Below are 21,123 nucleotides of genomic sequence, written 5' to 3'. Positions count from 1 at the left end.
ATCTCGGGATAATCGAGACGCCGGCGGAGCTCATGCATTCGCCGGGTAAGAGCTTGTGTCTGTTGAGAAAAAAGGGCCGGCCAAGGCGTGGGGCCTGGGCCGAGAGGGCGGGGTTGAAGAGGATGATGAACGGGGGGGCTGCGGGAGCTATGGCTGAAGCGCCGGTCGGTGCGGTCTGGACGAAGACCTGCCAGGTTCTCAAGCGCGAACTCGGCGAAGCGACCTTCGGCTCGTGGCTGGGTCAGGCTGCTCTGCGGGAGACCGGGGACGAGGTGTGCCTGGTGGCCGCGACGGGGGTCGCGCGCGACTGGATCCGCCGGCACGCCTGGCGGCGCATCGGCGAACTGTGGGCGCAGAACGACCCGCTGGGTCGCCGGCTCGACCTGAAGTCGCGCATGGAGATGGACTCCGCCGGCACGGTGTCGCGGCCGCCCGCCGCGGCCCCGCTGGCCGCCAATGCCCCGATGATCACGCCGGAAGTCTTCGAGGTGGAAGCCGAGGCCGCGCCCGTGGCCGCCCGCCAGGGCCGCCTGCTCGGCCTGCAGGAGCGCTTCTCCTTCGACACCTTCGTGTCCGGCCCGGCCAACGAGTTCGCCTTCGCCGTGGCCCGTCGCGTGGCCTCCTGGGCCGATGGCCACTTCAACCCGGTGCTCTTCCACGGTCCCTACGGCTTCGGGAAGACCCACCTCCTGAACGCGCTCGCCTGGGAAGCCATGCGCAACGCGCCGGAGAAGCGGGTCGTCTACCTGACCGCCGAGCGCTTCACGACGACCTTCGTGAAAGCCCTGCAGGATCGCCAGACCCAGGCGTTCAAGGACGAGCTGCGCAACGCCGACCTGCTGCTGATCGACGACGTCCACTTCGTGGCGGGCAAGCCGACCACCCAGGAAGAGCTGTTCCACACCCTCATCGCCCTCGTGGAGGACGGCCGCCGCGTGGTGATGACGGCCGACCGCTCGCCCACCGAACTGTCGGAGATGGAGCCGCGCCTGCGCTCGCACCTGCAGGCCGGCCTGGTCTGCGGTATCGAGCCGGCCGACCGGACGCTGCGCCTGGGCATCCTGGAGCGCAAGCTGGCCACCCTCGCCCAGCAGGGCCGCTTCCTGCCCTCCGCTCGGCCCGACGTGCTGCAGTTCCTCGCCGACCGCTTCACCGACAGCGTCCGCGAACTGGAGGGCGCCCTGAACACCCTCGTCGCCCGCGTCGGCGCCGACGTGGCCCGCCTGACCCTCGACGACGCGCAGTCGATCCTGCGGCCGCACCTGTCGTGCAACGAGCGCAAGGTGACGGTGGACATGATCCAGAAGACCGTCGCCGAACACTACAACCTCAAGCAGGCCGACCTGATCAGCGAGCGCCGCGCCCGCGCCGTGGCCCGACCGCGGCAGGTGGCTATGTGGCTCGCCAAGCAGATCACCACCCGCTCCCTGCCGGACATCGGCCGCCGGTTCGGCGGGCGCGACCACACCACCGTCCTGCACGCTGTGCGCCGCATCGAGTCCCTGAAGGGCGAGGACGCGAGCATCGCGCGCGACCTGGACGTCCTGCTGCGCAAGCTGCGCGGCTAGGACAGCGACCGACAGGCGACTTCGGCCGCTCCGGGCTTCGAGGAGAGACGAGGCTCGGAGGGCCACCGGCGACGGCGGGCCTTTTCCTGTCGGGCCCGGCGGTTCAGAAGCCGCGCCACTCCATCCAGTCGCCATAGGGGTGGCAGATCGCCAGCACGGCGCTTTCGCCGTCCGGCCAACGCGTGCAGCGCAACTGGACCTCGCGGCGATCCGTCGTCCATTCCAGACCGATTTCGACGAGCGGGCGCTCGGCGGTCGCGCCGCCCCCGGCCGCCGCCATCATCGTAGCGATATCCTGGCGGTCCCGATCGCTCAGGTACTGAAGGAACATCGTGTGCACCACGGCCCGACACAGGCCGTCCGGCTGCCGTTCGGCGAGACGCTGTGCGAGCCACAGCTTGGCGTCGCCCCGATGGACTTGGGGCGGATGCGCGATGGCGATCTGAAGGGCCGCCTCGAGGCGCTGCGAGCGCGCGGGCTGGTCGGCCCAGGTGAAGGACAGCAGCCGCTCGCGATGCATTGGATCGGCGGCGCTCAGCGGATTGAGGTCGACGCCACGCGCGGAGACCACCGACACGGGCGCGCTCGGCGGATCCGCGCCGCGCCACTCTGGCTCGATCTGCACGGCCGACGAGGCGTCGCCGGCCTTTACGGAGCCCAACCGATAGCCATAGCGGGCAAGGTTGAGATTGAGGCCGCAGCTGGCGCCCAGCTCCAGGAGTTCGAACGGCATCGGGCGTCGCGCGGCGACCGCCATCAGCGCCGAGATGATCGCCGCGCCCCGGGCGACCTCGTTGGTCTGGGTCGGATAGCGCATCCACTCCGCGATGAACGCGTCCTGCTGCGACAGCGCCTCGGCGATCGCCCCGTCGAAGTCTTCGTGGTCGCCCCGGTAGAGGTCGGTCAGGTGCGGAAGACTTCCGCGCCGGGCAAGGGCGTGCAGCGCGCCGTTCACGCGCAGCGCCAGCGCCGCCGCGGCCGGATCGCCTGTCCATGCGCGCACCAGTCCGCTGGTGAGCGGTGCGAGCGAAATCTGGCGGTCCACGGCTTCGAGCACGGACGCGATGAACGACGAGCCTGTAGAGCGGCAGGTTTCGGCCTGGCGCACGAACGCGTGACTGGCGCCAGACCTCACAAGCATCTTCATGAAACTACATTCCGAACGAGCAACGCGTCCCAGAAATTGGGAAGAGGCCGGGTTGTGTCTGTCAGTGCGAAGAAAACGCCTTTGCCTGACGCCCAGGAGTATTCTCGCCCCTGCGTTGGCGGGCACTGAACGGCGCCGCCTCTTAAAGCGGTCTAAATTCCCGATCGTCCGGAGGGAGACTATTTGTCGCGCTACGCAGGTTTAGGCGCGCCGACAGCATTAATCCTCAGGCAATCACTGTCATTTAGCTCTCGTCCTTGACTTCGGAAGACGCAATAAGTTCGCTTGATAACTATTCCGGGCGAAACGACTTCCACGCCGCGACCGCGGCGCTATTCGGTCACTGGCTACTGGAACGATGGCGACTGCGATGAATATTCCCAAGAAGCTTAGCCTGTCATTCGTTTTTATCTGCGTGTCCGCAGCCGTCATGATGGTCGTCTTCCTGGCGACGATCCTGATGATCCGCGCCTCCACGGAGAGCAACAACCGCAGTCAGGCCATCCACGCCGATGCGCTCGCGCTGGAAACCGCGATCCTCCGACAGAACAGCCAGCTCCGTGGCTACTTGGTCACCGGCGACCAGAGCTATCTCAAGTCCTACTACGAGGGCCGCGACGAGTACGACGAGGTCTCGCAGAGGCTCTCCTCGACCCTCACCGACCCCGCCATGCTCGAGCACATCGCCAAGTCCCGCGCGGCGACGCTTGCGTGGCGCAAGGACTGGGGTGACCGGCTGATCGAAGTGGTCAAGGCGGGGCGGCGCGATGAAGCGCAGCAGGAAGTCCGGGACGCCGGCAAGAAGGTGCTGGTCAGCGACGCGGTGCTTCCGCTCCGGGACGTCCGTAGCGCCGAGGCGGAGAACATCGCAAAGAACGGCGCGCGCCAGCAGACCGCCATCGTCACGGCCATCGCCGCGTTGGTGATCGGCGGGATCGCGCTGATCGCGATCGCCATGACCCTGTCGCGGATGCTGAGCCGCTCCATCGCGAAACCCATCACGACGCTCACCGAGGCGATGACCCAGCTGGCCGCCGGCGACAATGAGATCGCGGTCGACTCCGAGCGGACCGACGAACTGGGCGACATGGCCCGCGCCGTTCTCGTCTTCCGCGACGCGGCGCTGGCCAAGGCGGAGGCCGATCGCGCCAAGGCGGCCGCCGACCAGGCGAAGGCTGAGGCGGACCGCGCGAGGCTCGGCGCCGAGGCGGCCCAGCGGCGCGTGGTGGAAACCCTCGACACGGCGCTGGCCGCCCTCGCCTCGGGCGATCTGACGCACACGATCACCACGCCGTTCGAGCCCGAGTACGAACGCCTTCGGCAGTCCTTCAACAGCGCCGTCGAAGGTCTCGATGAAAGCATCTCCGGCGTCGCGCGCTCGGCCAAGAGCGTGCATTCCGGCGCCGCCGAGATCTACGCCGCGTCCGAGGACCTCTACCGCCGGACGGAACAGCAGGCGTCGCGCCTCCAGGAAACCAGCGCCGCCACGCAGCAGGTCAGCGCCATGGTCGGCGAGACCGCGCAAAGGGCCTCCGATGCGCGGACGGCGATCGAGGTGGCCAACGGCAACGCGATGGAGGGCGGCGCGATCGTCACCGAGGCGATCACGGCCATGGACGCCATCCAGGCGAGCTCGGAAGAGATCAGCCAGATCATCAATCTGATCGACAGCATCACCTTCCAGACCAATCTGCTGGCGCTGAACGCCGGCGTCGAAGCCGCCCGGGCCGGGGACGCCGGCAAGGGCTTCGCCGTGGTCGCGTCGGAAGTCCGCGCGCTCGCCCAGCGTTCCTCCGACGCGGCGCGCGACATCAAGACCCTCATCAACACTTCGTCCGAGCAGGTTCAGAGCGGGGTGGGTCGCGTCGGCGACACCGGGCAGATGCTCACGCTCATCGGAACGAAGATCGGCGACACCAACACGCTGATCAACGAGATCGCGCAGAGCACCGAGACCCAGGCGGATAACCTCAAGCAGGTCAGCAGCGCCGTCGCCAGCATGGACAGCATGACCCAGCAGAACGCGGCCATGGTGCGGGAAGCGACAGCCGCCGCGCGAAGCCTGGCTTCGGAAGCCGACGAACTGGCCACTCTGGTCGCGCGGTTCCGCCTGCGTGGGGCGGCCGACACGGACGACGTGTCGACCGCATACGAAACCGACGCGGTCCCGCTGAGACGCGCCAGCGGCGGCCGCGCCTAGCGCTCGGCCTACACAAACTTCCGAGAGAGTTCGCAAGATCGAGAACGCGGCGCCCGGCTGGGCGCCGCGTTTTTGCGTTGCGTCAGCAGCGTCGAGAGCTTCGCCGACATCGATAGCGTCGACAGATGCGGCAGCGTCTATGCCTGGACAGCTCCGTCAGTTCAAAGAACGCCGACAGATCCCGCAGCTCCCGCGGCGTCAACAGCTTCGATATGTGCAATAATGACAGATAGAATGATGCAGACTGCAAGTATTATGGACAGAATGCCGCACTCCCAACCCCGACTGCACCTAGCGTCATTTACCAAATATCTAGGTTCAACGGCACATGATGACGGTCGACGCTTCATTAATGCATAGGACCACCAGAGATCCTCCCATGAAACGCTTCCTTATGACGACGGCGATTGCGCCGCTCCTGATGTTCTCGCCGGCCCTGGCCCAGACGCCGAGCGCTGACGCCGTCGAAGTGGCCAAGCCTGCCGCCGACAAGGCCATGCCGACCGCGGGGGCGAAGGGCCGCGGCGAAGCGGTCTTCTCGACGGGCGTCGCCAAGGGCCGTGACCGGCTGGACAGCGCAACGTCCACCAGCGCGTTGCGCGGCACCGACGCGGAAACCTTCGGGGCCCGTTCGCTGGGCGAAGTCCTGCGCAACATCCCCGGGATCCGCGTCGAGTACGCGGGCGGCGAAGGCAATGCGAACTACTCGATCCGCGGCCTGCCGCTTTCCGGCACCGGTTCGAAGTTCATGCAGCTGCAGGAAGACGGCCTGCCGGTCCTCGAGTTCGGCGACCTCTCGCAGTTCACGTCCGACATGTTCATGCGCAACGACCTCAACCTTGCGCAGATCGAGGCCATTCGCGGCGGCTCGGCGTCGACCTTCGCCTCCAACTCCCCGGGCGGCGTGATCAACCTGATCTCCAAGACCGGCGACGTGGAAGGCGGCGCCATCCAGGGCACCTATGGCCTCGACTATGACGAGAAGCGGGTGGATGCCGACTACGGCTACAAGCTCACCGACACGCTTCGCTTCCACGTCGGCGGCTTCTATCGCCAAGGCGAAGGCCCGCGGGACGTCGGCTATACCGCGTACAAGGGCGGTCAGATCAAGGCCAACCTCACGAAGCAGCTCGATAACGGCTTCGTGCGGATCTACGGGAAATACCTGGACGATCGGACCCCGTCATACCAGTTCGTACCGATCCGTGTGACCGGGACCAACTCCGATCCGACGTTCGTGGCTCCGGCCAACTTCAACCTGAAGACCGACTCGCTGCTGTCGGCCGCCAACAGCGGCATCCTGACCCTCGGCCGCGACAACAGCATCACCACCGAGGACATCCGCGAGGGCCAGCATGCCATCGTCAAGTCGGTGGGGCTCGAAGGTCAGTTGGACGTCAGCGGCTGGACGATCAGCGAGAAGTTCCGCTTCGCCGCGATCTCCGGCGGCCACATGACGGTCAGACCGATCGCGGTCGCGCCGGCGGCGGCGCTCGCCTTCGCCTACGGCGGCCCCGGCGGCTCCCTCAGCTACGCCACCGGCCCGCAGGCTGGCCAGGCCATACCCAGTGCGTCCGCACTGAACGGCAACGGTCTGCTCACCTCGGACGTCCTGATCGACACCGATCTCGACAGCCTGGACAACATGACCAACGACCTGCGCGCCAGCCGCGTCTGGAAGATCGGCGGCGGCAATCTGACGACGACGGCAGGCCTCTACATGTCGTCCCAGGACTACAACGCCTTCTGGTCGTTCGTGAACGCGCTGACCGATGTTCGCGGCGACGGCGGCTCCGCGCTGATCGACGTCAAGACGGCGGCCGGCGTCCCGACGTCCCAGGGCGGTTATCTGTCCTACGGGATCGGCGGCCCCCTCTATCACCGCAGCTATGACGTGAACTACGGCGTCACCGCCCCTTACGCCTCGGTCAACTACCACGTCGGCAAGATCGCGATCGGCGGCAGCGTCCGCTGGGACATGGGCGACGTGAAGGGCACGCTGTACGGCGCCGAGCTCGGCGGTGGCCGCGTCGGCGTGACCACGGTCGACATGAACCGCAACGGTCAGATCTCGCGGCCGGAGACGCAGGTCGCCACCCTGCCGCTCGGCGCCCCGGGCCGCGTGGACTACGACTACGACTACGTGAGCTACTCGGCCGGCGTGAACTACCGTATCGCCGAACAGCTGGCCGTCTTCGGTCGCTACAGCCGCGGCGGCCGGGCCTCGGCCGACAAGATCCTCTTCACCCCGGCCGTGAACTATTCGACCGGTAAGCTCGTCGACAGCGACAGCGCCTACGACACCGTGAAGCAGGCGGAGCTGGGCCTGAAGTACCGGATCTCCGGCGTCACCTTCAACGTCACGGGCTTCTCGGCGAAGACCGGGGAACAGAACGTCCAAGTGAACAGCAAGCCGGACGGCTCGATCCAGGTCGAGAACATTATCCGGGGCTACGAAGCCAAGGGCGTGGAACTGGAAGCGGCGGTCAGCCACGGCCCGTTCAGCGTCACCGGCGGTGCCACCTACACGAAAGCCGAGATCACCAGCGACGCGACCCATCCCGAGTTCGTCGGCAACACGCCGCGCCACCAGGCCGACCTGATCTTCGCCGTCACGCCGCAGGTCGATCTGAAGTACGCCAGCTTCGGCGCGAACCTGATCGGGACGACCAGCAGCTACGCGCAGGACACGAACCAGCTGAAGCTGCCGGGCTACACCCTGGTGAACGCGTTCCTTCAAATCCGCCCCACGGAGCGGGTTCAGCTGATGGTCAACGTCAACAACGTGTTCAACAAGCTGGCCCTGTCGGACGTCGAACAGGCCACCATCCCGGCCAGCGGCGTCGTCCTCGGACGCGCCTACGCCGGGCGGACCGCCTCGGCGACGCTGCGCTACGCCTTCTAATCGGGCGCGGCCGCGGCGTCCCCGCCCCGGCCGCCACCCGCCTCGAGGCGAACAAGACCAGGAGGCCCGCCGGTGACGGCGGGCCTTTTGCTTTGCGGCTCAGTGGCCGCCCTCGATCCAAGGCATGCCGTTCGCCGCATCGAGTCCGTGAAGGCGGAGGATGCGAGCATCGCCCGCGACCTGGACGTGCTGCTGCGCAAGCTCCGCGGCTAGGCAGGGCTTCGAGGAGAGACGAATCCCGAGGGCCTGCCGCGTGGCGGGCCTTCTTCTTGGCCGCGCAACCCTGGCGGAGGCTCCGGGCGGAATTCCTGCGCCCCTGAGTTGTTAAACCATAACGCTTTTCAGTGGCTTAACCGTGCCGCGCGCAAGGATGCGGATCACGTGGGGCAGACCGGCGGCGAACGTCGGCGCAATCCAGAAGAGCGGTGATGGCTGGTCAGGACAAGAATATCGACAACACGCCCCAAGCGCGGGACGACGCCGCCACGGCCACGGAGGCCGTGTCGCTGACGATCGACGTCCTGGCGAACGACTTGGGCGGGGGCGGCAAGTCGCTCTACTCGGTCAGCCAGACCGCCCCGGCGCAGCCCGCTGCCAGCGGGGTCACCGCGGCGGGCGCGCAGCTCAGCATCGTGGGCGGCCGCGTCGTCTATCTGGCCGACAGCGCCAGGGCCAACGCGCTAGGCGCCGGCGAGACGCTCACCGACACCTTCACCTACACCCTCCAGATGGGGAAGAACGGCGCGCTCAGCACGGCGACCGTCACCGTCACCCTCACCGGGACGAACGACGGCCCCGTGGCCGTCGCCGACTGGGCGTCGACCGGCGAGAACCAGGCCGTGACCGTCGACGTGCTCGCCAACGACACCGATGTGGACGCGGGCGCGGTGAAGACGCTGGTGTCCGTGGACGCGCCGAAAGGCTCCGCCGCGGTTGTCGACGGCAAGGTGGTGTTTACGCCGGGCGCGGCGTTCGACGGGCTGGCCCAGGGCGAAACCCAGGACGTCACCCTCACCTATGTGATGAGGGACGAGCACGGCGCGACCTCCACCGCGTCCGTGGTCGTGACCGTCACCGGCGCCAACGACGGCCCCGTGGCGGTCGCCGACCGGGCGTCGACCGGCGAGAACCAGGGCGTGGTGATCGATGTGCTCGCCAACGACACCGATGTGGACGCCGGCGCGGTGAAGACGCTGGTGTCCGTGGACGCGCCGAAGGGTTCGGCCGCGGTGGTCGACGGCAAGGTGGTGTTCACGCCGGGGACGGCCTTCGATGGGCTGGCCCAGGGCGAAACCCAGGACGTCACCCTCACCTATGTGATGAGGGACGAGCACGGCGCGACCTCCACCGCCTCGGTGGTGGTGACCGTCACCGGCGCCAACGATGTCCCCGTCGCCGTCGCGGACGGCGCGGCGACGGGCGAGAACCAGGCCGTCGTCATCGACGTGCTGGCCAACGACACCGATGTGGACGCGGGCGCGCTGAAGACGCTGGTCTCGGTCGAGGCGCCGAAGGGCTCGGCCGCCGTGGTCGACGGCAAGGTCGTGTTCACCCCGGGGACGGCCTTCGATGGGCTGGCCCAGGGCGAAACCCAGGACGTCACCCTCACCTATGTGATGAGGGACGAGCACGGCGCGACCTCCACCGCTTCGGTGGTGGTGACCGTCACCGGCGCCAACGACGCGCCGGCGATCCTCGCCGCCACCACGGCCAGCGGCGCGGTGACCGAGCGCCCCGACGGCGCCGCCGACGAGAGCACCGCCCTGCACACCGCGGCGGGCGCGGTGGCGTTCGCGGACCTTGATCTCGCCGACGTCCATTCCGCCACGGTGAGCCCCGCCGGGACCGGCTACCTCGGCACGCTCACGCTCGGCGCCGTCGACCAGGCGGCCAACCGCGTCGACTGGACCTTCCAGGCGCCCGACAGCGCCCTGGATGGGCTGGCGGCCGGCGAAGTCCGCACCCAGACCTATGCGGTCCAGCTGTCCGACGGCCGCGGCGGCATGGCCAGCCAGACGATCACCGTCACCCTCACTGGCGCGGCCGATCCGCCGCCGCCCCCGCCACCGCCACCGCCGATGCAGGCGCCCGCCGCGGGCGCCGCCCGGCCCATCCCGCCTCCCGCCGAGCCGGACGTCATGGCCTTCGTCGGCTCGACCTATCGCCTGCTGGGCGACGTGCGCGACGCCAACGGCGACGGGGTGCTCGACACCGCCACCGTCTCGTCGGCCCGGACCCTTCTCAGCGGCTTCAGCGCCCGGGGTGGCGACGTCGCCGACGTCGACGGCGATGGCGACCTCGACGCGGTGGTGAGCAACTTCTCGGGCCGCAGCGCCCTCCTGCTGAACGCCGGCGACCCGAACGGCGACGGCCAGGCCGATTTCACCGTCGCCTATCTCGCCCTGGCGGCGGACGGCGTGAACCAGTGGCAGGACGCCAAGTTCGCCGACATCGATGGCGACGGCGACCTCGACATCGTGGAGGGCGGCCGGAGCTCCGACCGCCTTCACCTCAACCGCGGCGATGTGAACGGCGACGGGGTCGTCGACTTCACCACCCGCCTGCTGCCGGGCGTGGCCTCCAAGTCGTACAGCTACGGCGTCGACGTGGCCGACCTGAACGGCGACGGACGCCAGGACATCGTGCTCACGACCTATGGGGCGGCCACCGGCCAGACCACGCTGGCCATGCTGCTGAACCTCGGCGACGCGAACGGCGACGGAACGCCCGATTTCCGGACCGTGACCCTCTCCACCGCCGACACCACCCTGGCCGGGATCGACATCGCCGACATGAACGGCGACGGCCGGCCCGACATCGCCGTGGCTGCCTACACGGGCGGCTCCTACGTGCTCCAGGGCCGCGGCGACGTCGACGGCGACGGGGCTCCGGACTTCGCGTCCAGCGGGACCATCGCCTCGTCGGCCTACATGGGGACCGTCTTCGCCGACATGGACGGCGACGGAGACCTGGACGTGCTGTTCGGGGACCGCACCAGCAGTTCGGAGCTGGCGTTGAACCTCGGTGACACCAACGGCGACGGCGTGACAAACTTCCGGGTGGTCAGCCTGGGCCGGGGCGGCGACGGGATCGCGGTCTCCGACTTCGACGGCGACGGCGATGCGGACCTGCTGTTCTCGGACGGCTGGGTCGGCACCAACCGCGGCGACGTCAACGGCGACGGCATGGTGGACTTCGCCTACGCCCAGATCGTCTCGCTGACCGGCGCCTGGGATGTGGTGGCGGGCGACTTCCTGGCCTGAGGCGGGCCACGGCGCCTCCTCGATGTGCAGGGCGGCCGGAACTTCGAGCCGGCCGCGGCGGGGAGTACGCCGTCTCCGCTCCAGCCGTTAGGCTGCGCCCGGGACGGACAGGGGCGAGGCAAGGCGTGCTGGAGATCCGGGAAGACGACCTGTCGGGGGAGCCCGTGCGGGCCCTGCTCGCCCTGCATCTGGCCGGGATGCACGCCAACACCCCGCCGGAGCATGTCTTCGCCCTCGACCTCTCGGGTCTGCAGCGGCCGGAGATCACCGTCTGGACCGCGTGGGAGGGTCCCGCCATCGCCGGCGTCGGGGCGCTGAAGGCGCATGCCGATGGAACGGGCGAGGTGAAGTCCATGCGCACGCACCCCGACCACCTGCGCAAAGGCGTGGCCGCCGCCCTGCTGGAGCGGATCATCGAGACGGCCCGCGCCCGCGGCCACACCCGCCTGAGCCTGGAGACGGGCCGCGGGCCGGCGTTCGAGCCGGCCCTGGCGCTCTACCGCCGCCGGGGCTTCCGGGACGGCGAGCCCTTCGCCGACTACGCCCCCTCCGGCTTCAGCCAGTTCCTGCACCTGGAGCTGTAGGCAAAGAAAAGGGCGGCCGGATCGCTCCGGCCGCCCCTCATCGTTCAGCCCGAGGCCGCGGCGCCTTAGGCGTCGGCGGTCTCTTCGGCCTTCTCGTTCTTCGACAGGTCTTCGCCGGTCTCCTGGTCGACGACCTTCATGGAGAGGCGGGTCTTGCCGCGGTCGTCGAAGCCCAGCAGCTTCACCTTCACCTGCTGGCCTTCCTGCAGCACGTCCGAGACCTTGCCGACGCGCTCGTTGGAGATCTGGCTCACGTGGACCAGGCCGTCCTTGGCGCCGAAGAAGTTCACGAAGGCGCCGAAGTCGACGATCTTCACGACCTTGCCGGTGTAGATCTGGCCGACCTCGGGCTCCGAGGCGATCGACTTGATCCAGTCCTTGGCGGCTTCGATCCTGGTGGCCTCGGCGGCTGCGATCTTGATCGTGCCGTCCTCGCCGATGTCGATCTTGGCGCCGGTCTTCTCCACGATCTCGCGGATCACCTTGCCGCCCGAGCCGATCACTTCCCGGATCTTGTCGACGGGGATCTTGATGGTCTCGATCTTCGGCGCGAACTCGCCCAGCTCGGCGCGGGGCGCCTCCATGGCCTTGTTCATCTCGCCAAGGATGTGATCACGGCCGCCCTTCGCCTGTTCGAGGGCCTTGCGCATGATCTCCTCGGTGATGCCGGCGATCTTGATGTCCATCTGCAGCGAGGTGATGCCGTCGGCGGTGCCGGCCACCTTGAAGTCCATGTCGCCGAGGTGGTCCTCGTCGCCCAGGATGTCCGACAGGACCGCGAAGCCGTCCTTCTCGAGGATCAGGCCCATGGCGATGCCGGACACCGGCTTCTTCAGGGGCACGCCCGCGTCCATGAGCGCCAGCGACGAGCCGCAGACCGAGGCCATGGAGGACGAGCCGTTGGACTCGAAGATCTCCGAGACCAGGCGGATCGTGTAGGGGAACTCCTCGGCGCTCGGCAGCATCGGGCGGATGGCCCGCCAGGCGAGCTTGCCGTGGCCGACTTCACGCCGGCCCGGAGCGCCCATGCGGCCCGTCTCGCCCACCGAGAACGGCGGGAAGTTGTAGTGCAGCATGAACTTCTCGAAGTACTTGCCTTCGAGGGCGTCGATCAGCTGCTCGTCGTCGCCGGTGCCGAGCGTGGCGACCACCAGGGCCTGGGTCTCGCCGCGGGTGAACAGCGCCGAGCCGTGGGCGCGGGGCAGGACGCCCACTTCGCCGACGATCTGGCGGACCTGGTCGACCTTGCGGCCGTCGATGCGCACGCCGGTGTCGAGGATCGAGCGGCGGACGATGTCCGCCTCGAGTTCCTTGAACACGCTGATCAGCTTCAGCGGGTCGATGCCGGCCGGGTTCTCGTCCGACTTGGCGAAGGTCTTGACGGCCTTGTCCTTGGCGGCGGAGAGCGCGGCGTGGCGCTCGGTCTTGCCCATGATCTTGTAGGCGGCGGCCAGATCGGCGCCGATCGCCTTCTTCACTTCCGCCTTCAGGGCGTCGGTGTCTTCCGGCTGGAAGTCGAAGGGCTCCTTGGCGGCGTGTTCGGCCAGCTCGATGATCGCGTCGATCACCGGCTGCATACCCGCGTGGGCGAACATCACACCCTTCAGGACCTCGTCCTCCGACATCTCCTTGATCTCGGATTCGACCATCATGACGGCGTCATGGGTGCCGGCGACCACCAGGTCCATCCGGCTTTCCTTCATCTCGTCGAGGGTCGGGTTGAGGATGTACTGGCCGTCGACATACCCGACGCGGGCGCCGGCGATCGGGCCCATGAACGGGGCGCCGGAGATCACCAGGGCGGCGGAGGCCGCGACCATGGCGACGATGTCGGGATCATTCTCGAGGTCGTGGGCCAGCACCGTGGTGACGACCTGAACTTCATTCTTGAAACCCTTGACGAACAGCGGGCGGATCGGACGGTCGATCAGGCGGCTGGTCAGGGTCTCCTTCTGCGAGGGGGCGCCCTCGCGGCGGGGGAAGCTGCCCGGGATCTTGCCCGCGGCGTAGAACTTCTCCTGGTAGTTGACGGTCAGGGGGAAGAAGTCCTGGCCCGGCTTCGCCTGCTTGGCGAAGACGGCGGTGGCCAGCACCATGGTCTCCCCGTAGGTGGCCAGCACCGCGCCGTCAGCCTGACGGGCCATGCGGCCGGTTTCGAGCGTCAGCGTCTTGCCGCCCCACTCGATGGTCTTTCTTTTGATGTCGAACATTTGGGCTTCTTTCTCATCCCGCGGGCGTATTCCCGGGCGGGGGCGGACAGGGGATCGGTCTTCCGAAATCCTCTCCAATGAACAGGCGGGGTGAGGATTTCTGTCGAACCCTCGGCGTATGGTTCGGGTGTCCCTGGAGAAGGACGACCCGGGCGCCGCATGCGTCCCCCGGCCTGTTTTCGGAGGAGCGGCAAGTCTCTTAAGACCCGCCGGCCCGGCTTTCGCAACCGGGCCTGCGGGCAACTTGGCGTGAGCCCCCGAGCCTGACCGGTCCGATCAGGCTCGAGACTTTCACGCTCTAGCGGCGCAGGCCGAGGGTCTCGATCAGCGCCTGGTAGCGGGCCGGATCGGACTTCTTCAGGTGGTCCAGGAGGGACCGACGCGCGGACACGAGCTTCAGCAGCCCGCGACGCGAGTGGTTGTCCTTCTTGTGCGTCTTGAAGTGCTCGGTCAGGTTCGCGATCCGTTCGGACATGATCGCCACCTGGACTTCAGCGCTGCCCGTGTCCGCTTCGCCGCGGGCATGGGTCTTGATCACTTCAGCCTTGCGTTCGGCCGTAATCGACATCGGGTTCGTCTCCGCTCTTTTCAAGATGGAAGACCCGCGAGGGTTCGAGCCGGCCCGCGCGCATCTCGCAGAGGGCGACGACCGAGCCGCCCGACATGGCTGAAACGGTGCGTGAGCCCGGCTTGAGCCTGGCTTTCACCGCTTCGACCTGTCGGGGAACGAGAACGATCGACCGTCCCTGCTTCAATCGGAAGGCGTCTTCATCGGTCACGGCCAGCGCCGGGATGTCGTCCAGCGCGGTCTCGACCGGAAGCAATGCCTCCGAATGGCGGGCCTTATGCCCTAAATCCTCAAGCAATTCCAGCGTCACCGCGGACTGCTCGGTGAACGACCCTACGCGGGTGCGCCGCAGCTCGCTCACGTGGCCGCAGGCGCCCAGCGCCTCGGCCAGGTCGCGGACGATCGCGCGGACATAGGTGCCCTTGCCGCAGGCGATCTCCAGGATGACGTGGTCGGGGTCGGCGGCGTCCACCACCCGGGCCTCGTGGATCACCACGATGCGGGACTTCAGCTCCACCGTCTCCCCGGCGCGGGCCAGGTCGTAGGCGCGCTCGCCGTCCACCTTGATGGCCGAATAGGCCGGCGGCACCTGCTCGATCTCGCCCACGAAGCGCGGCAGAACCGCCTCCACCTGGGCGAGCGTCGGGCGCACGTCGGATTCGGCGATGGTCTCGCCCTCGCGATCGTAGGTGGCCGTGGTGCGGCCCCAGGCGATGGTGAAGCGGTAGGCCTTGTCGGCGTCCATCAGGAAGGGGACGGTCTTGGTGGCCTCGCCCAGCGCGATCGGCAGGACGCCGGTGGCCAGCGGGTCCAGGGTGCCGGCGTGGCCCGCCTTCTGGGCGTTGAAGATCCGCCGGATCCGGCTCACCGCATGGGTGGAGGTGAGGTCGTACGGCTTGTCGAGGTTCACCCAGCCGGAGACCGCGTCGCCCTTCCTGCGGCGGGCCATCAGTCCTCGTCCTTCCAGCTGTCCGAAGGCTCGTCGGGCGTCAGGTCGCGGCGCACGCGCGGGTCGTCGAACAGCCGGCTCATCCGCGCCGCCTCGTTGAAGCTCTCGTCGTGCAGGAACTTCAGGTCCGGGGTGAACTTCAGCTCGATGTGCCGGCCCAGCCGCCCTCGGATGAACTTGGCGTGCCGGTTGAGCCCGCCCACCACCTCCTCCGCGTGGCCGCCGCCCAGCGGCTCCACGAAGATGGTGGCGTGGCGCAGGTCGGGGCTCATGCGCACCTCGGTGACGGTCACCGAGACGCCCTCCAGGGCCGGATCGGTGATGTCTTCCTCGCGCAGGATCTCGACTAGGGCGTGGCGGACGAGCTCGCCCGCGCGCAGCTGGCGCTGGGACGGGCCCTGGGGCGCCCCGCGGTTGGTGTGGGAATGACGTGACATGGCGTGCTTTCGAGTGCCTGGGGCGCGGATCGGACGCGCCGCCTCAGGGGAAGGGCGCGCTTCTAGTGCCCGCGGGAGCCGGCGTCCACCCCTGTTCGGGTCACGCGCCGGTGCGCGCCCGGAAGAAGGCGATGACGTCCTGCTCGGCGCGCTTGGTTTCGCCCTCCTCACGCAGGTTGATGGTCAGCACCGAATGCGGGTGCGGCAGGCCGCCGGGCCGGGCCTCGGCGGGATCGATCGTGCGGCCCTCGAAGCGCGGGCCGAGGGCCTGGGCATAGGCGGCGAAGCGCGCGTCCGGAACGTGTGGGTCACCGGCGAAGCGCAGGCCGAGGACGGTGAGGTCCTCCGTCTCCAGGCGCCTGCGGGCGCAGGCGACCTCGGCGGGCGAGGCGTCGATCTGGTCCCGCCGGGCCTTTCCGCCGGGCCCGAGCGTCATCGGCAGGGACGGTTGGGAGAGCACCGGGGCGACGACGGCGGGTTCGGTCATCATCGCCAGCGCGAAGCCGCCGGTGAAGCACATGCCGACCGCGCCCACACCCTTGCCGCCGCAGTCCTCGTGCGCGCGGCGGGCGAGCGCGCGCAGCCAGTCTACGATCGGGCTGGAGCGGCCACCGGCCCAGACGTTGAACTCCCGGCGGATGCAGAGTCCGCCGATCATGGTGGCGACGGCGCCCGGATGCGTGGCGGGCCGGCCCGGGACGCCGAACAGGCTGGGGCAGTAGACGGTCATCCCGGCCGCCGCCACGCGGTCCGCGAAGCCGATCACGTCCGGGTGCAGGCCGGGCATCTCGTGGATGACGATGACGGCCGGACCCGCGCCGCGCCGGTAGACCGCGCGCGTCCACGGTCCGTCGGCGAACTCGAAACGCTCGTACTCCGAAAGCGCCGCCTCGTAGCCCATGCCGGCCTCCCCGCCCGGGGGAGAGCCTAGACCCTAGATGCGCAGCTCCGAAAGCCCGCCCTCGAAGCCGGTGAGCTTCCAGGTGCCCTCGACCTTGGTGAAGGTGAGCAGGCAGGGACCGTCCTTCTCGCGGGTGGCGCAGACCCGCCCGTCCGGCAGGGGCTTCAAGGCGCTGGAGATGGCGACGGGGCCGGGGATCTTGGTCCGGGGCGTATATCCGTAGCGTTCGGCCACCAGGCGGAAGACCTGCGGCTGGACAAGGGTCTCGCCGGCCAGCTCGGCGAGGCTGGGCGCCAGCGCCGCGGCGAGGCCGCCGAAGCGCTGGTCCTTGCCGCCTTCCGCGACCAGCTTGGCCTGGATCTCGCGCTTCAGCGCGGCCCGGTCCACGTGGGCGTCGAAGGCGGCCTGGTCGTTGTCGCGGATGGACAGCAGCAGGGCGTGCACGTCGCCGGCGGCGTCGAGTTTCTTGCCCGTGGCGCAGCCGGTCAGGGCGAGGGCCGCCATCCCGAGAACGATCGCACGCATGTCCAACTCCGTCGCTTCAGGTCCCTACATAGGAAACAAACGCGGCCACATCACGGCTCCCGTGCCCCTGACAGCAGGAAGCCCCGGAGGGGCGCTCCGGGGCTTCGAACTTCTCGGCGGTGAAGCGGCGGCCTAGAGGCTCCGCTTGACCTCCTCGAGGGTGAAGCACTCGATGGTGTCGCCCGCCTTGATGTCCTGGAAGCCGGCGAAGTGCATGCCGCACTCCTGGCCCGACTGGACCTCGTTGACCTCGTCCTTGAAGCGCTTGAGCGTCTGCAGGGTGCCGAGTTCGAGCACCACCACGTCCTGACGGATGATCCGGACGCGGGCGCCCTTGCGGACCACGCCGTCGGTGACGCGGCAGCCGGCCACGCGGCCCACCTTGGTGATGTCGAAGACCTGCAGGACTTCGGCGTTGCCCAGGAAGGTTTCGCGCTGGATCGGCGCCAGCATGCCCGAGAGCACGCCTTTGATGTCGTCGATCAGGTCGTAGATGATCGCGTAGTACCGGATCTCCACGCCCTCGCGCTCGGCCAGGTCGCGGGCCTGCTTGGAGGCGCGGACGTTGAAGCCGAGGATCGGCGAGCCGGCGCCCTTGGCCAGCATCACGTCGCTCTCGCTGATCGCTCCGGCGCCCGACAGGATGATCCGCGCGCGGACCTCGTCGGTGGCCAGCTTGTCGAGCGAGCCGACGATGGCTTCGGCCGAGCCCTGCACGTCGGCCTTGATGATGACCGGCAGCTCGGAGACCTTCTTGTCGGCAAGCTTGGCCATCATGTCGGCGAGCGAGGCGCCCTGGACCGGGGAGCCGGTCTTCTCGCGCTTCACGCGGGTGCGGTATTCGGTCAGCTCGCGGGCGCGGGCCTCGTTCTCCACGACCGCGAAGGGCTCGCCCGGATCGGGCGTGCCGTCGAGGCCGAGGATCTCCACCGGCACCGAGGGGCCTGCGGCGTCGAGTTGTTCGCCGCGCTCGTTGAGCAGGGCGCGCACACGGCCGAAGTTGGCGCCCGCCACGACGATGTCGCCGCGCTTCAGGGTGCCGCGCTTGACGAGCACCGTGGAGACGGCGCCGCGGCCGCGATCCAGCTTCGCCTCGATCACCACGCCGTCGGCGGTGCGGTCGGGGTTGGCCTTCAGGTCGAGGATCTCGGCCTGCACCAGGATGTTCTCGATCAGGTCGTCGAGGCCCATCTTCTGGGTCGCGGAGACCTCGACCACCTGGGTGTCGCCGCCCAGGCTCTCGACCACGATCTCGTGCTGCAGGAGCTCGTTGATCACCCGGGTCGGGTCGGCGTCCGGCTTGTCGATCTTGTTGATCGCCACGATGATCGGCGCGCCGGCGGCCTTGGCGTGATTGATGGCCTCGATGGTCTGCGGCATGACGCCGTCGTCGGCGGCCACCACCAGGATCACGATGTCGGTCACGGTCGCGCCGCGCATGCGCATGGCGGAGAAGGCGGCGTGGCCGGGGGTGTCGAGGAAGGTGACCTTCTGGCCGTTCTCCAGCCGCACCTGATAGGCGCCGATGTGCTGGGTGATGCCGCCGTGCTCGCCCGACACCACGTCGGTGGAGCGCAGGGCGTCGAGCAGCGAGGTCTTGCCGTGGTCGACGTGGCCCATGACGGTGACGACCGGGGGCCGCGGCTCCAGGTGGTCGTCGAGGTCCTCGGCGCCGATGAAGCCCTCTTCGACATCGGCTTCCGACACGCGCCTCACGGTGTGGCCGAACTCGGTGGCCACCAGTTCGGCGGTGTCGTTGTCGATGACGTCGTTGATCTTCAGCATCACGCCCTGACGCATCAGGAACTTGATGATCTCGACGCCGCGGATGGCCATCCGGTTGGCCAGTTCGCTGACCGTGATGACGTCGGGGATGACGACCTCGCGGGCCACGCGGGCCACTTCCTGGACGCCGCCCTTGCGCTTCTCGCGCTCACGCTCGCGGGCGCGGCGGACGGAAGCGAGCGAGCGCATCCGCTCGGCGCCCTCGGCGTCGCCGGCGACGGTCTGGATGGTCAGGCGGCCTTCGCGGCGGGTCGGGGCGCCCTTGGCGCGGCTGATCGCCTTGCCGGGGCCGGCGTCGCGGCGACGGTCGTCGTCATCGGGACGGCGATCCATGACCGCCCCGCCGGGCCGCGGGGCCTGGCGAGTGGCGCGTTGCACTTCCGGCGTGGCCGGCGGCGCCGCCGGGCCGACACGCGGGCCGCGAGGGCCGGCGCCGGGGCCACGGGGGCCGTCGCGGGGGCCGGCCGGACGCGGCGCGAGCGCCGAGTAGCGGACGGTGCCGCCGCCTTCCGGACGCGGGCCGCGGTCGCCGTCGCGCGGCGGGCGGGCATCGCCGCCGGGCCGCGGGCCGCGGTCGTCGCGCTGCGGACGCGCGTCGGGGCGCGGCGCGCGCTGGTTGAAGCTGGCGCCTTCGAAGCGGCCGCTCGACGGCGGACGATAGGTGGTGGTGCTCGGCCGGTCGTCGCGACGCTCGGGCGAAGGCTGATAGGTGCGGGTCTGCCCACCGCCGGTGGGGCCGCGCGGCGCCTCGGGGCGCGGAGCGGCGGCCTGCGGCGGCGGGGCCGCGGGGCGGGGCGTGGGCGCCGGGGTCGGCGCGGCGGCGGGAGGCGTGGGCGCGGCGGCGGCCGGAGGCGGCGTCACGGGCGCGGCCGGAGCCGGGGTCGGCGCGGGAGCCGGCGGGGGCGCGGCGGCCTGCTGTTCGGCGGCGCGGGCGCGGGCGGCCGCTTCGGCCTCGGCCCGGGCGCGCTCCTCACGGGCGCGGCGCTCGGCCTCCTGGGCGGCCTGCTGCTGGCGGGCGAGTTCGATCGCCCGGGCGCGCGCGGCGCGCTCCTCCGGCGACAGCCCGTCGCCCGCTCCGCCGGCGGAACCGCCCTGCGGACGCGGCGCGGAGGGGCCTTGCGGCCCGCGGTTGTCGAAGACGCGCTTCTCGGCGGACGACGGCGCAGCGAGGTTCCCGCCGGGCTGCACATGTGTGCGCGGCCGCTTGGTCTCGACGACCACTGTCTTCGAACGGCCGTGGCTGAAGCTCTGCTTCACCGTGCCGGCGCTGACCGATCCGGCCCCGCGGGGCTTGAGGGTCAGGGGCTGGCGTCCGCCCGGGGCGGAGGGTCGGCCGTTGTTGTTCTCGTCGCTCATGCGCTCGCTTTACTTACCGGCCGGCGGATCCGGCCAAACGGATAATCGAATAGAGGCGCCCGGGGCTTGGGGGCCCCGTTCGCCTCAAGGCTCCTCGCGCCAACTCTCAGGAAGGAGCGGACTAAAGCCCGCCAGCCGATGGACGTCCTGCGCCCAACGATCGGCGGCTCGCCCCGCAAGGAAGGCGGTGTGTATCACATTCTCCAGTCCCAAGGCCAAACCCAATTCGGACGCCGTGAAGACGCCGAGCAGGCCGGGCGGTCGGGATTGTCTGCGGGCTTGCGCCCAAAGCTTGCGGCGGCCGTCGGCGGCGCCGTCCGAGGCCTCGATCAGCCAGGCGACCTTGCCGGACTGGACGGCCGCGGAGACCTTCTCGAAGCCCGAGGTAAGGTCGCCGGCCTTCCGTGCAAGGCCCAGCGACGATAAAACCCGCCGCCGGAGCAAGGATTCTACCTGGTCGGCGAGATCCGGGCCCGCCTGGAGCTTCGCCTTGGCGGCGCGGCTGAACAGGCCCTTCTTCGCCGCGGTCTCCACCGACGCGCGGTCGGCCGCGACCCACAGGCCGCGGCCGGGCAGCTTTCGCGCCAGATCCGGGACGACGAGGCCGTCGGGCCCCGGAACGAACCGGATCAGGCGCGCCTCCTCCATCACCTCGCCGGAGACGATGTCCCGCCGCTCACGGGCGGCTTCGGCTAGCGTGGCGGGGGAGGCGGCCAAGATCGGTC

Annotated in this window: 15 protein-coding genes; 6 read left to right on the top strand and 9 right to left on the bottom strand. The window is 69.4% G+C overall.

The window, feature by feature from the left end; all coding sequences use genetic code 11:
- Positions 1-122: 122 nt before the first annotated feature.
- Positions 123-1,568, top strand: coding sequence for a chromosomal replication initiator protein DnaA (gene dnaA / locus VM685_RS06355; RefSeq protein ID WP_325459651.1), 1,446 nt, complete (start codon positions 123-125; stop codon positions 1,566-1,568).
- Between the two features lie 103 nt (positions 1,569-1,671).
- Here the strand turns inward: dnaA and VM685_RS06350 are convergent, their stop codons facing one another.
- On the bottom strand, positions 1,672-2,715 hold the full coding sequence (locus VM685_RS06350) for a DUF2332 domain-containing protein (protein ID WP_325459277.1): 1,044 nt from the start codon (positions 2,713-2,715) through the stop codon (positions 1,672-1,674).
- A gap of 343 nt (positions 2,716-3,058) precedes the next feature.
- Here VM685_RS06350 and VM685_RS06345 point away from each other — a divergent pair, with 343 nt between their 5' ends.
- The 5 genes from VM685_RS06345 to VM685_RS06325 all read left to right on the top strand — a co-directional run bounded on the left by VM685_RS06345 (position 3,059) and on the right by VM685_RS06325 (position 11,667).
- Positions 3,059-4,915, top strand: a complete 1,857-nt coding sequence (locus tag VM685_RS06345) for a methyl-accepting chemotaxis protein (protein WP_414693350.1) — start codon at positions 3,059-3,061, stop codon at positions 4,913-4,915.
- A 379-nt stretch (positions 4,916-5,294) separates the two neighbouring features.
- The gene (locus VM685_RS06340; protein ID WP_325459276.1) at positions 5,295-7,820 is read left to right on the top strand and encodes a TonB-dependent receptor; all 2,526 of its coding nucleotides are present in this window, start codon (positions 5,295-5,297) and stop codon (positions 7,818-7,820) included.
- A gap of 72 nt (positions 7,821-7,892) precedes the next feature.
- Positions 7,893-8,033, top strand: a complete 141-nt coding sequence (locus VM685_RS06335) for a hypothetical protein (RefSeq protein WP_325459275.1) — start codon at positions 7,893-7,895, stop codon at positions 8,031-8,033.
- A 215-nt stretch (positions 8,034-8,248) separates the two neighbouring features.
- On the top strand, positions 8,249-11,083 hold the full coding sequence (locus tag VM685_RS06330; RefSeq protein WP_325459274.1) for an Ig-like domain-containing protein: 2,835 nt from the start codon (positions 8,249-8,251) through the stop codon (positions 11,081-11,083).
- Positions 11,084-11,208: 125 nt separating this feature from the next.
- Complete coding sequence (locus tag VM685_RS06325) at positions 11,209-11,667, top strand: GNAT family N-acetyltransferase (RefSeq protein WP_325459273.1); 459 nt, start codon at positions 11,209-11,211, stop codon at positions 11,665-11,667.
- 65 nt (positions 11,668-11,732) lie between these two features.
- Here VM685_RS06325 and pnp read toward each other — a convergent pair whose 3' ends face one another.
- The 8 genes from pnp to VM685_RS06285 all read right to left on the bottom strand — a co-directional run bounded on the left by pnp (position 11,733) and on the right by VM685_RS06285 (position 21,118).
- Positions 11,733-13,877 (bottom strand): polyribonucleotide nucleotidyltransferase, encoded by a 2,145-nt coding sequence (pnp, locus tag VM685_RS06320; RefSeq protein ID WP_325459272.1) that lies wholly within the window; start codon positions 13,875-13,877, stop codon positions 11,733-11,735.
- Between the two features lie 298 nt (positions 13,878-14,175).
- Positions 14,176-14,445: a 30S ribosomal protein S15 gene (gene rpsO, locus VM685_RS06315; RefSeq protein WP_325459271.1), complete on the bottom strand. Its 270-nt coding sequence runs from the start codon at positions 14,443-14,445 to the stop codon at positions 14,176-14,178.
- A complete protein-coding gene (gene truB, locus VM685_RS06310; protein ID WP_325459270.1) occupies positions 14,417-15,394 on the bottom strand; it encodes a tRNA pseudouridine(55) synthase TruB in 978 nt (325 codons plus the stop codon). The genes rpsO and truB overlap by 29 nt, the downstream gene beginning before the upstream one ends.
- Positions 15,394-15,831 (bottom strand): 30S ribosome-binding factor RbfA, encoded by a 438-nt coding sequence (gene rbfA / locus VM685_RS06305; protein WP_325459269.1) that lies wholly within the window; start codon positions 15,829-15,831, stop codon positions 15,394-15,396. Before rbfA ends, truB begins: the two co-directional genes overlap by 1 nt.
- 100 nt (positions 15,832-15,931) lie before the next feature.
- Positions 15,932-16,732 carry a dienelactone hydrolase family protein gene (locus tag VM685_RS06300; RefSeq protein WP_325459268.1) on the bottom strand — a complete coding sequence of 267 codons (801 nt, stop codon included), beginning with the start codon at positions 16,730-16,732 and terminating at the stop codon, positions 15,932-15,934.
- Positions 16,733-16,765: 33 nt separating this feature from the next.
- Positions 16,766-17,257: a DUF2939 domain-containing protein gene (locus VM685_RS06295; protein ID WP_325459267.1), complete on the bottom strand. Its 492-nt coding sequence runs from the start codon at positions 17,255-17,257 to the stop codon at positions 16,766-16,768.
- 132 nt (positions 17,258-17,389) lie between these two features.
- Positions 17,390-20,398 (bottom strand): translation initiation factor IF-2, encoded by a 3,009-nt coding sequence (gene infB, locus VM685_RS06290; protein WP_325459266.1) that lies wholly within the window; start codon positions 20,396-20,398, stop codon positions 17,390-17,392.
- 84 nt (positions 20,399-20,482) lie between these two features.
- Positions 20,483-21,118 (bottom strand): RNA-binding protein, encoded by a 636-nt coding sequence (locus VM685_RS06285; RefSeq protein WP_325459650.1) that lies wholly within the window; start codon positions 21,116-21,118, stop codon positions 20,483-20,485.
- Positions 21,119-21,123: the final 5 nt, after the last annotated feature.

It is taken from the genome of Phenylobacterium sp., assembly GCF_035539035.1.
Taxonomy (GTDB): Bacteria; Pseudomonadota; Alphaproteobacteria; order Caulobacterales; family Caulobacteraceae; genus Phenylobacterium.
This window is presented reverse-complemented; position numbering and strand designations above follow the sequence as displayed.

Excerpts from the sequence above, each read along its gene's own strand:
- pnp (WP_325459272.1), bottom strand. The coding sequence starts at position 13,877 with ATGTTCGACATCAAAAGAAAGACCATCGAGTGGGGCGGCAAGACGCTG.
- VM685_RS06295 (WP_325459267.1), bottom strand. The coding sequence starts at position 17,257 with ATGCGTGCGATCGTTCTCGGGATGGCGGCCCTCGCCCTGACCGGCTGC.
- VM685_RS06350 (WP_325459277.1), bottom strand. The coding sequence starts at position 2,715 with ATGAAGATGCTTGTGAGGTCTGGCGCCAGTCACGCGTTCGTGCGCCAG.
- infB (WP_325459266.1), bottom strand. The coding sequence starts at position 20,398 with ATGAGCGACGAGAACAACAACGGCCGACCCTCCGCCCCGGGCGGACGC.
- truB (WP_325459270.1), bottom strand. The coding sequence starts at position 15,394 with ATGGCCCGCCGCAGGAAGGGCGACGCGGTCTCCGGCTGGGTGAACCTC.
- VM685_RS06300 (WP_325459268.1), bottom strand. The coding sequence starts at position 16,732 with ATGGGCTACGAGGCGGCGCTTTCGGAGTACGAGCGTTTCGAGTTCGCC.
- dnaA (WP_325459651.1), top strand. The coding sequence starts at position 123 with ATGATGAACGGGGGGGCTGCGGGAGCTATGGCTGAAGCGCCGGTCGGT.
- VM685_RS06330 (WP_325459274.1), top strand. The coding sequence starts at position 8,249 with ATGGCTGGTCAGGACAAGAATATCGACAACACGCCCCAAGCGCGGGAC.
- rbfA (WP_325459269.1), bottom strand. The coding sequence starts at position 15,831 with ATGTCACGTCATTCCCACACCAACCGCGGGGCGCCCCAGGGCCCGTCC.
- rpsO (WP_325459271.1), bottom strand. The coding sequence starts at position 14,445 with ATGTCGATTACGGCCGAACGCAAGGCTGAAGTGATCAAGACCCATGCC.
- VM685_RS06340 (WP_325459276.1), top strand. The coding sequence starts at position 5,295 with ATGAAACGCTTCCTTATGACGACGGCGATTGCGCCGCTCCTGATGTTC.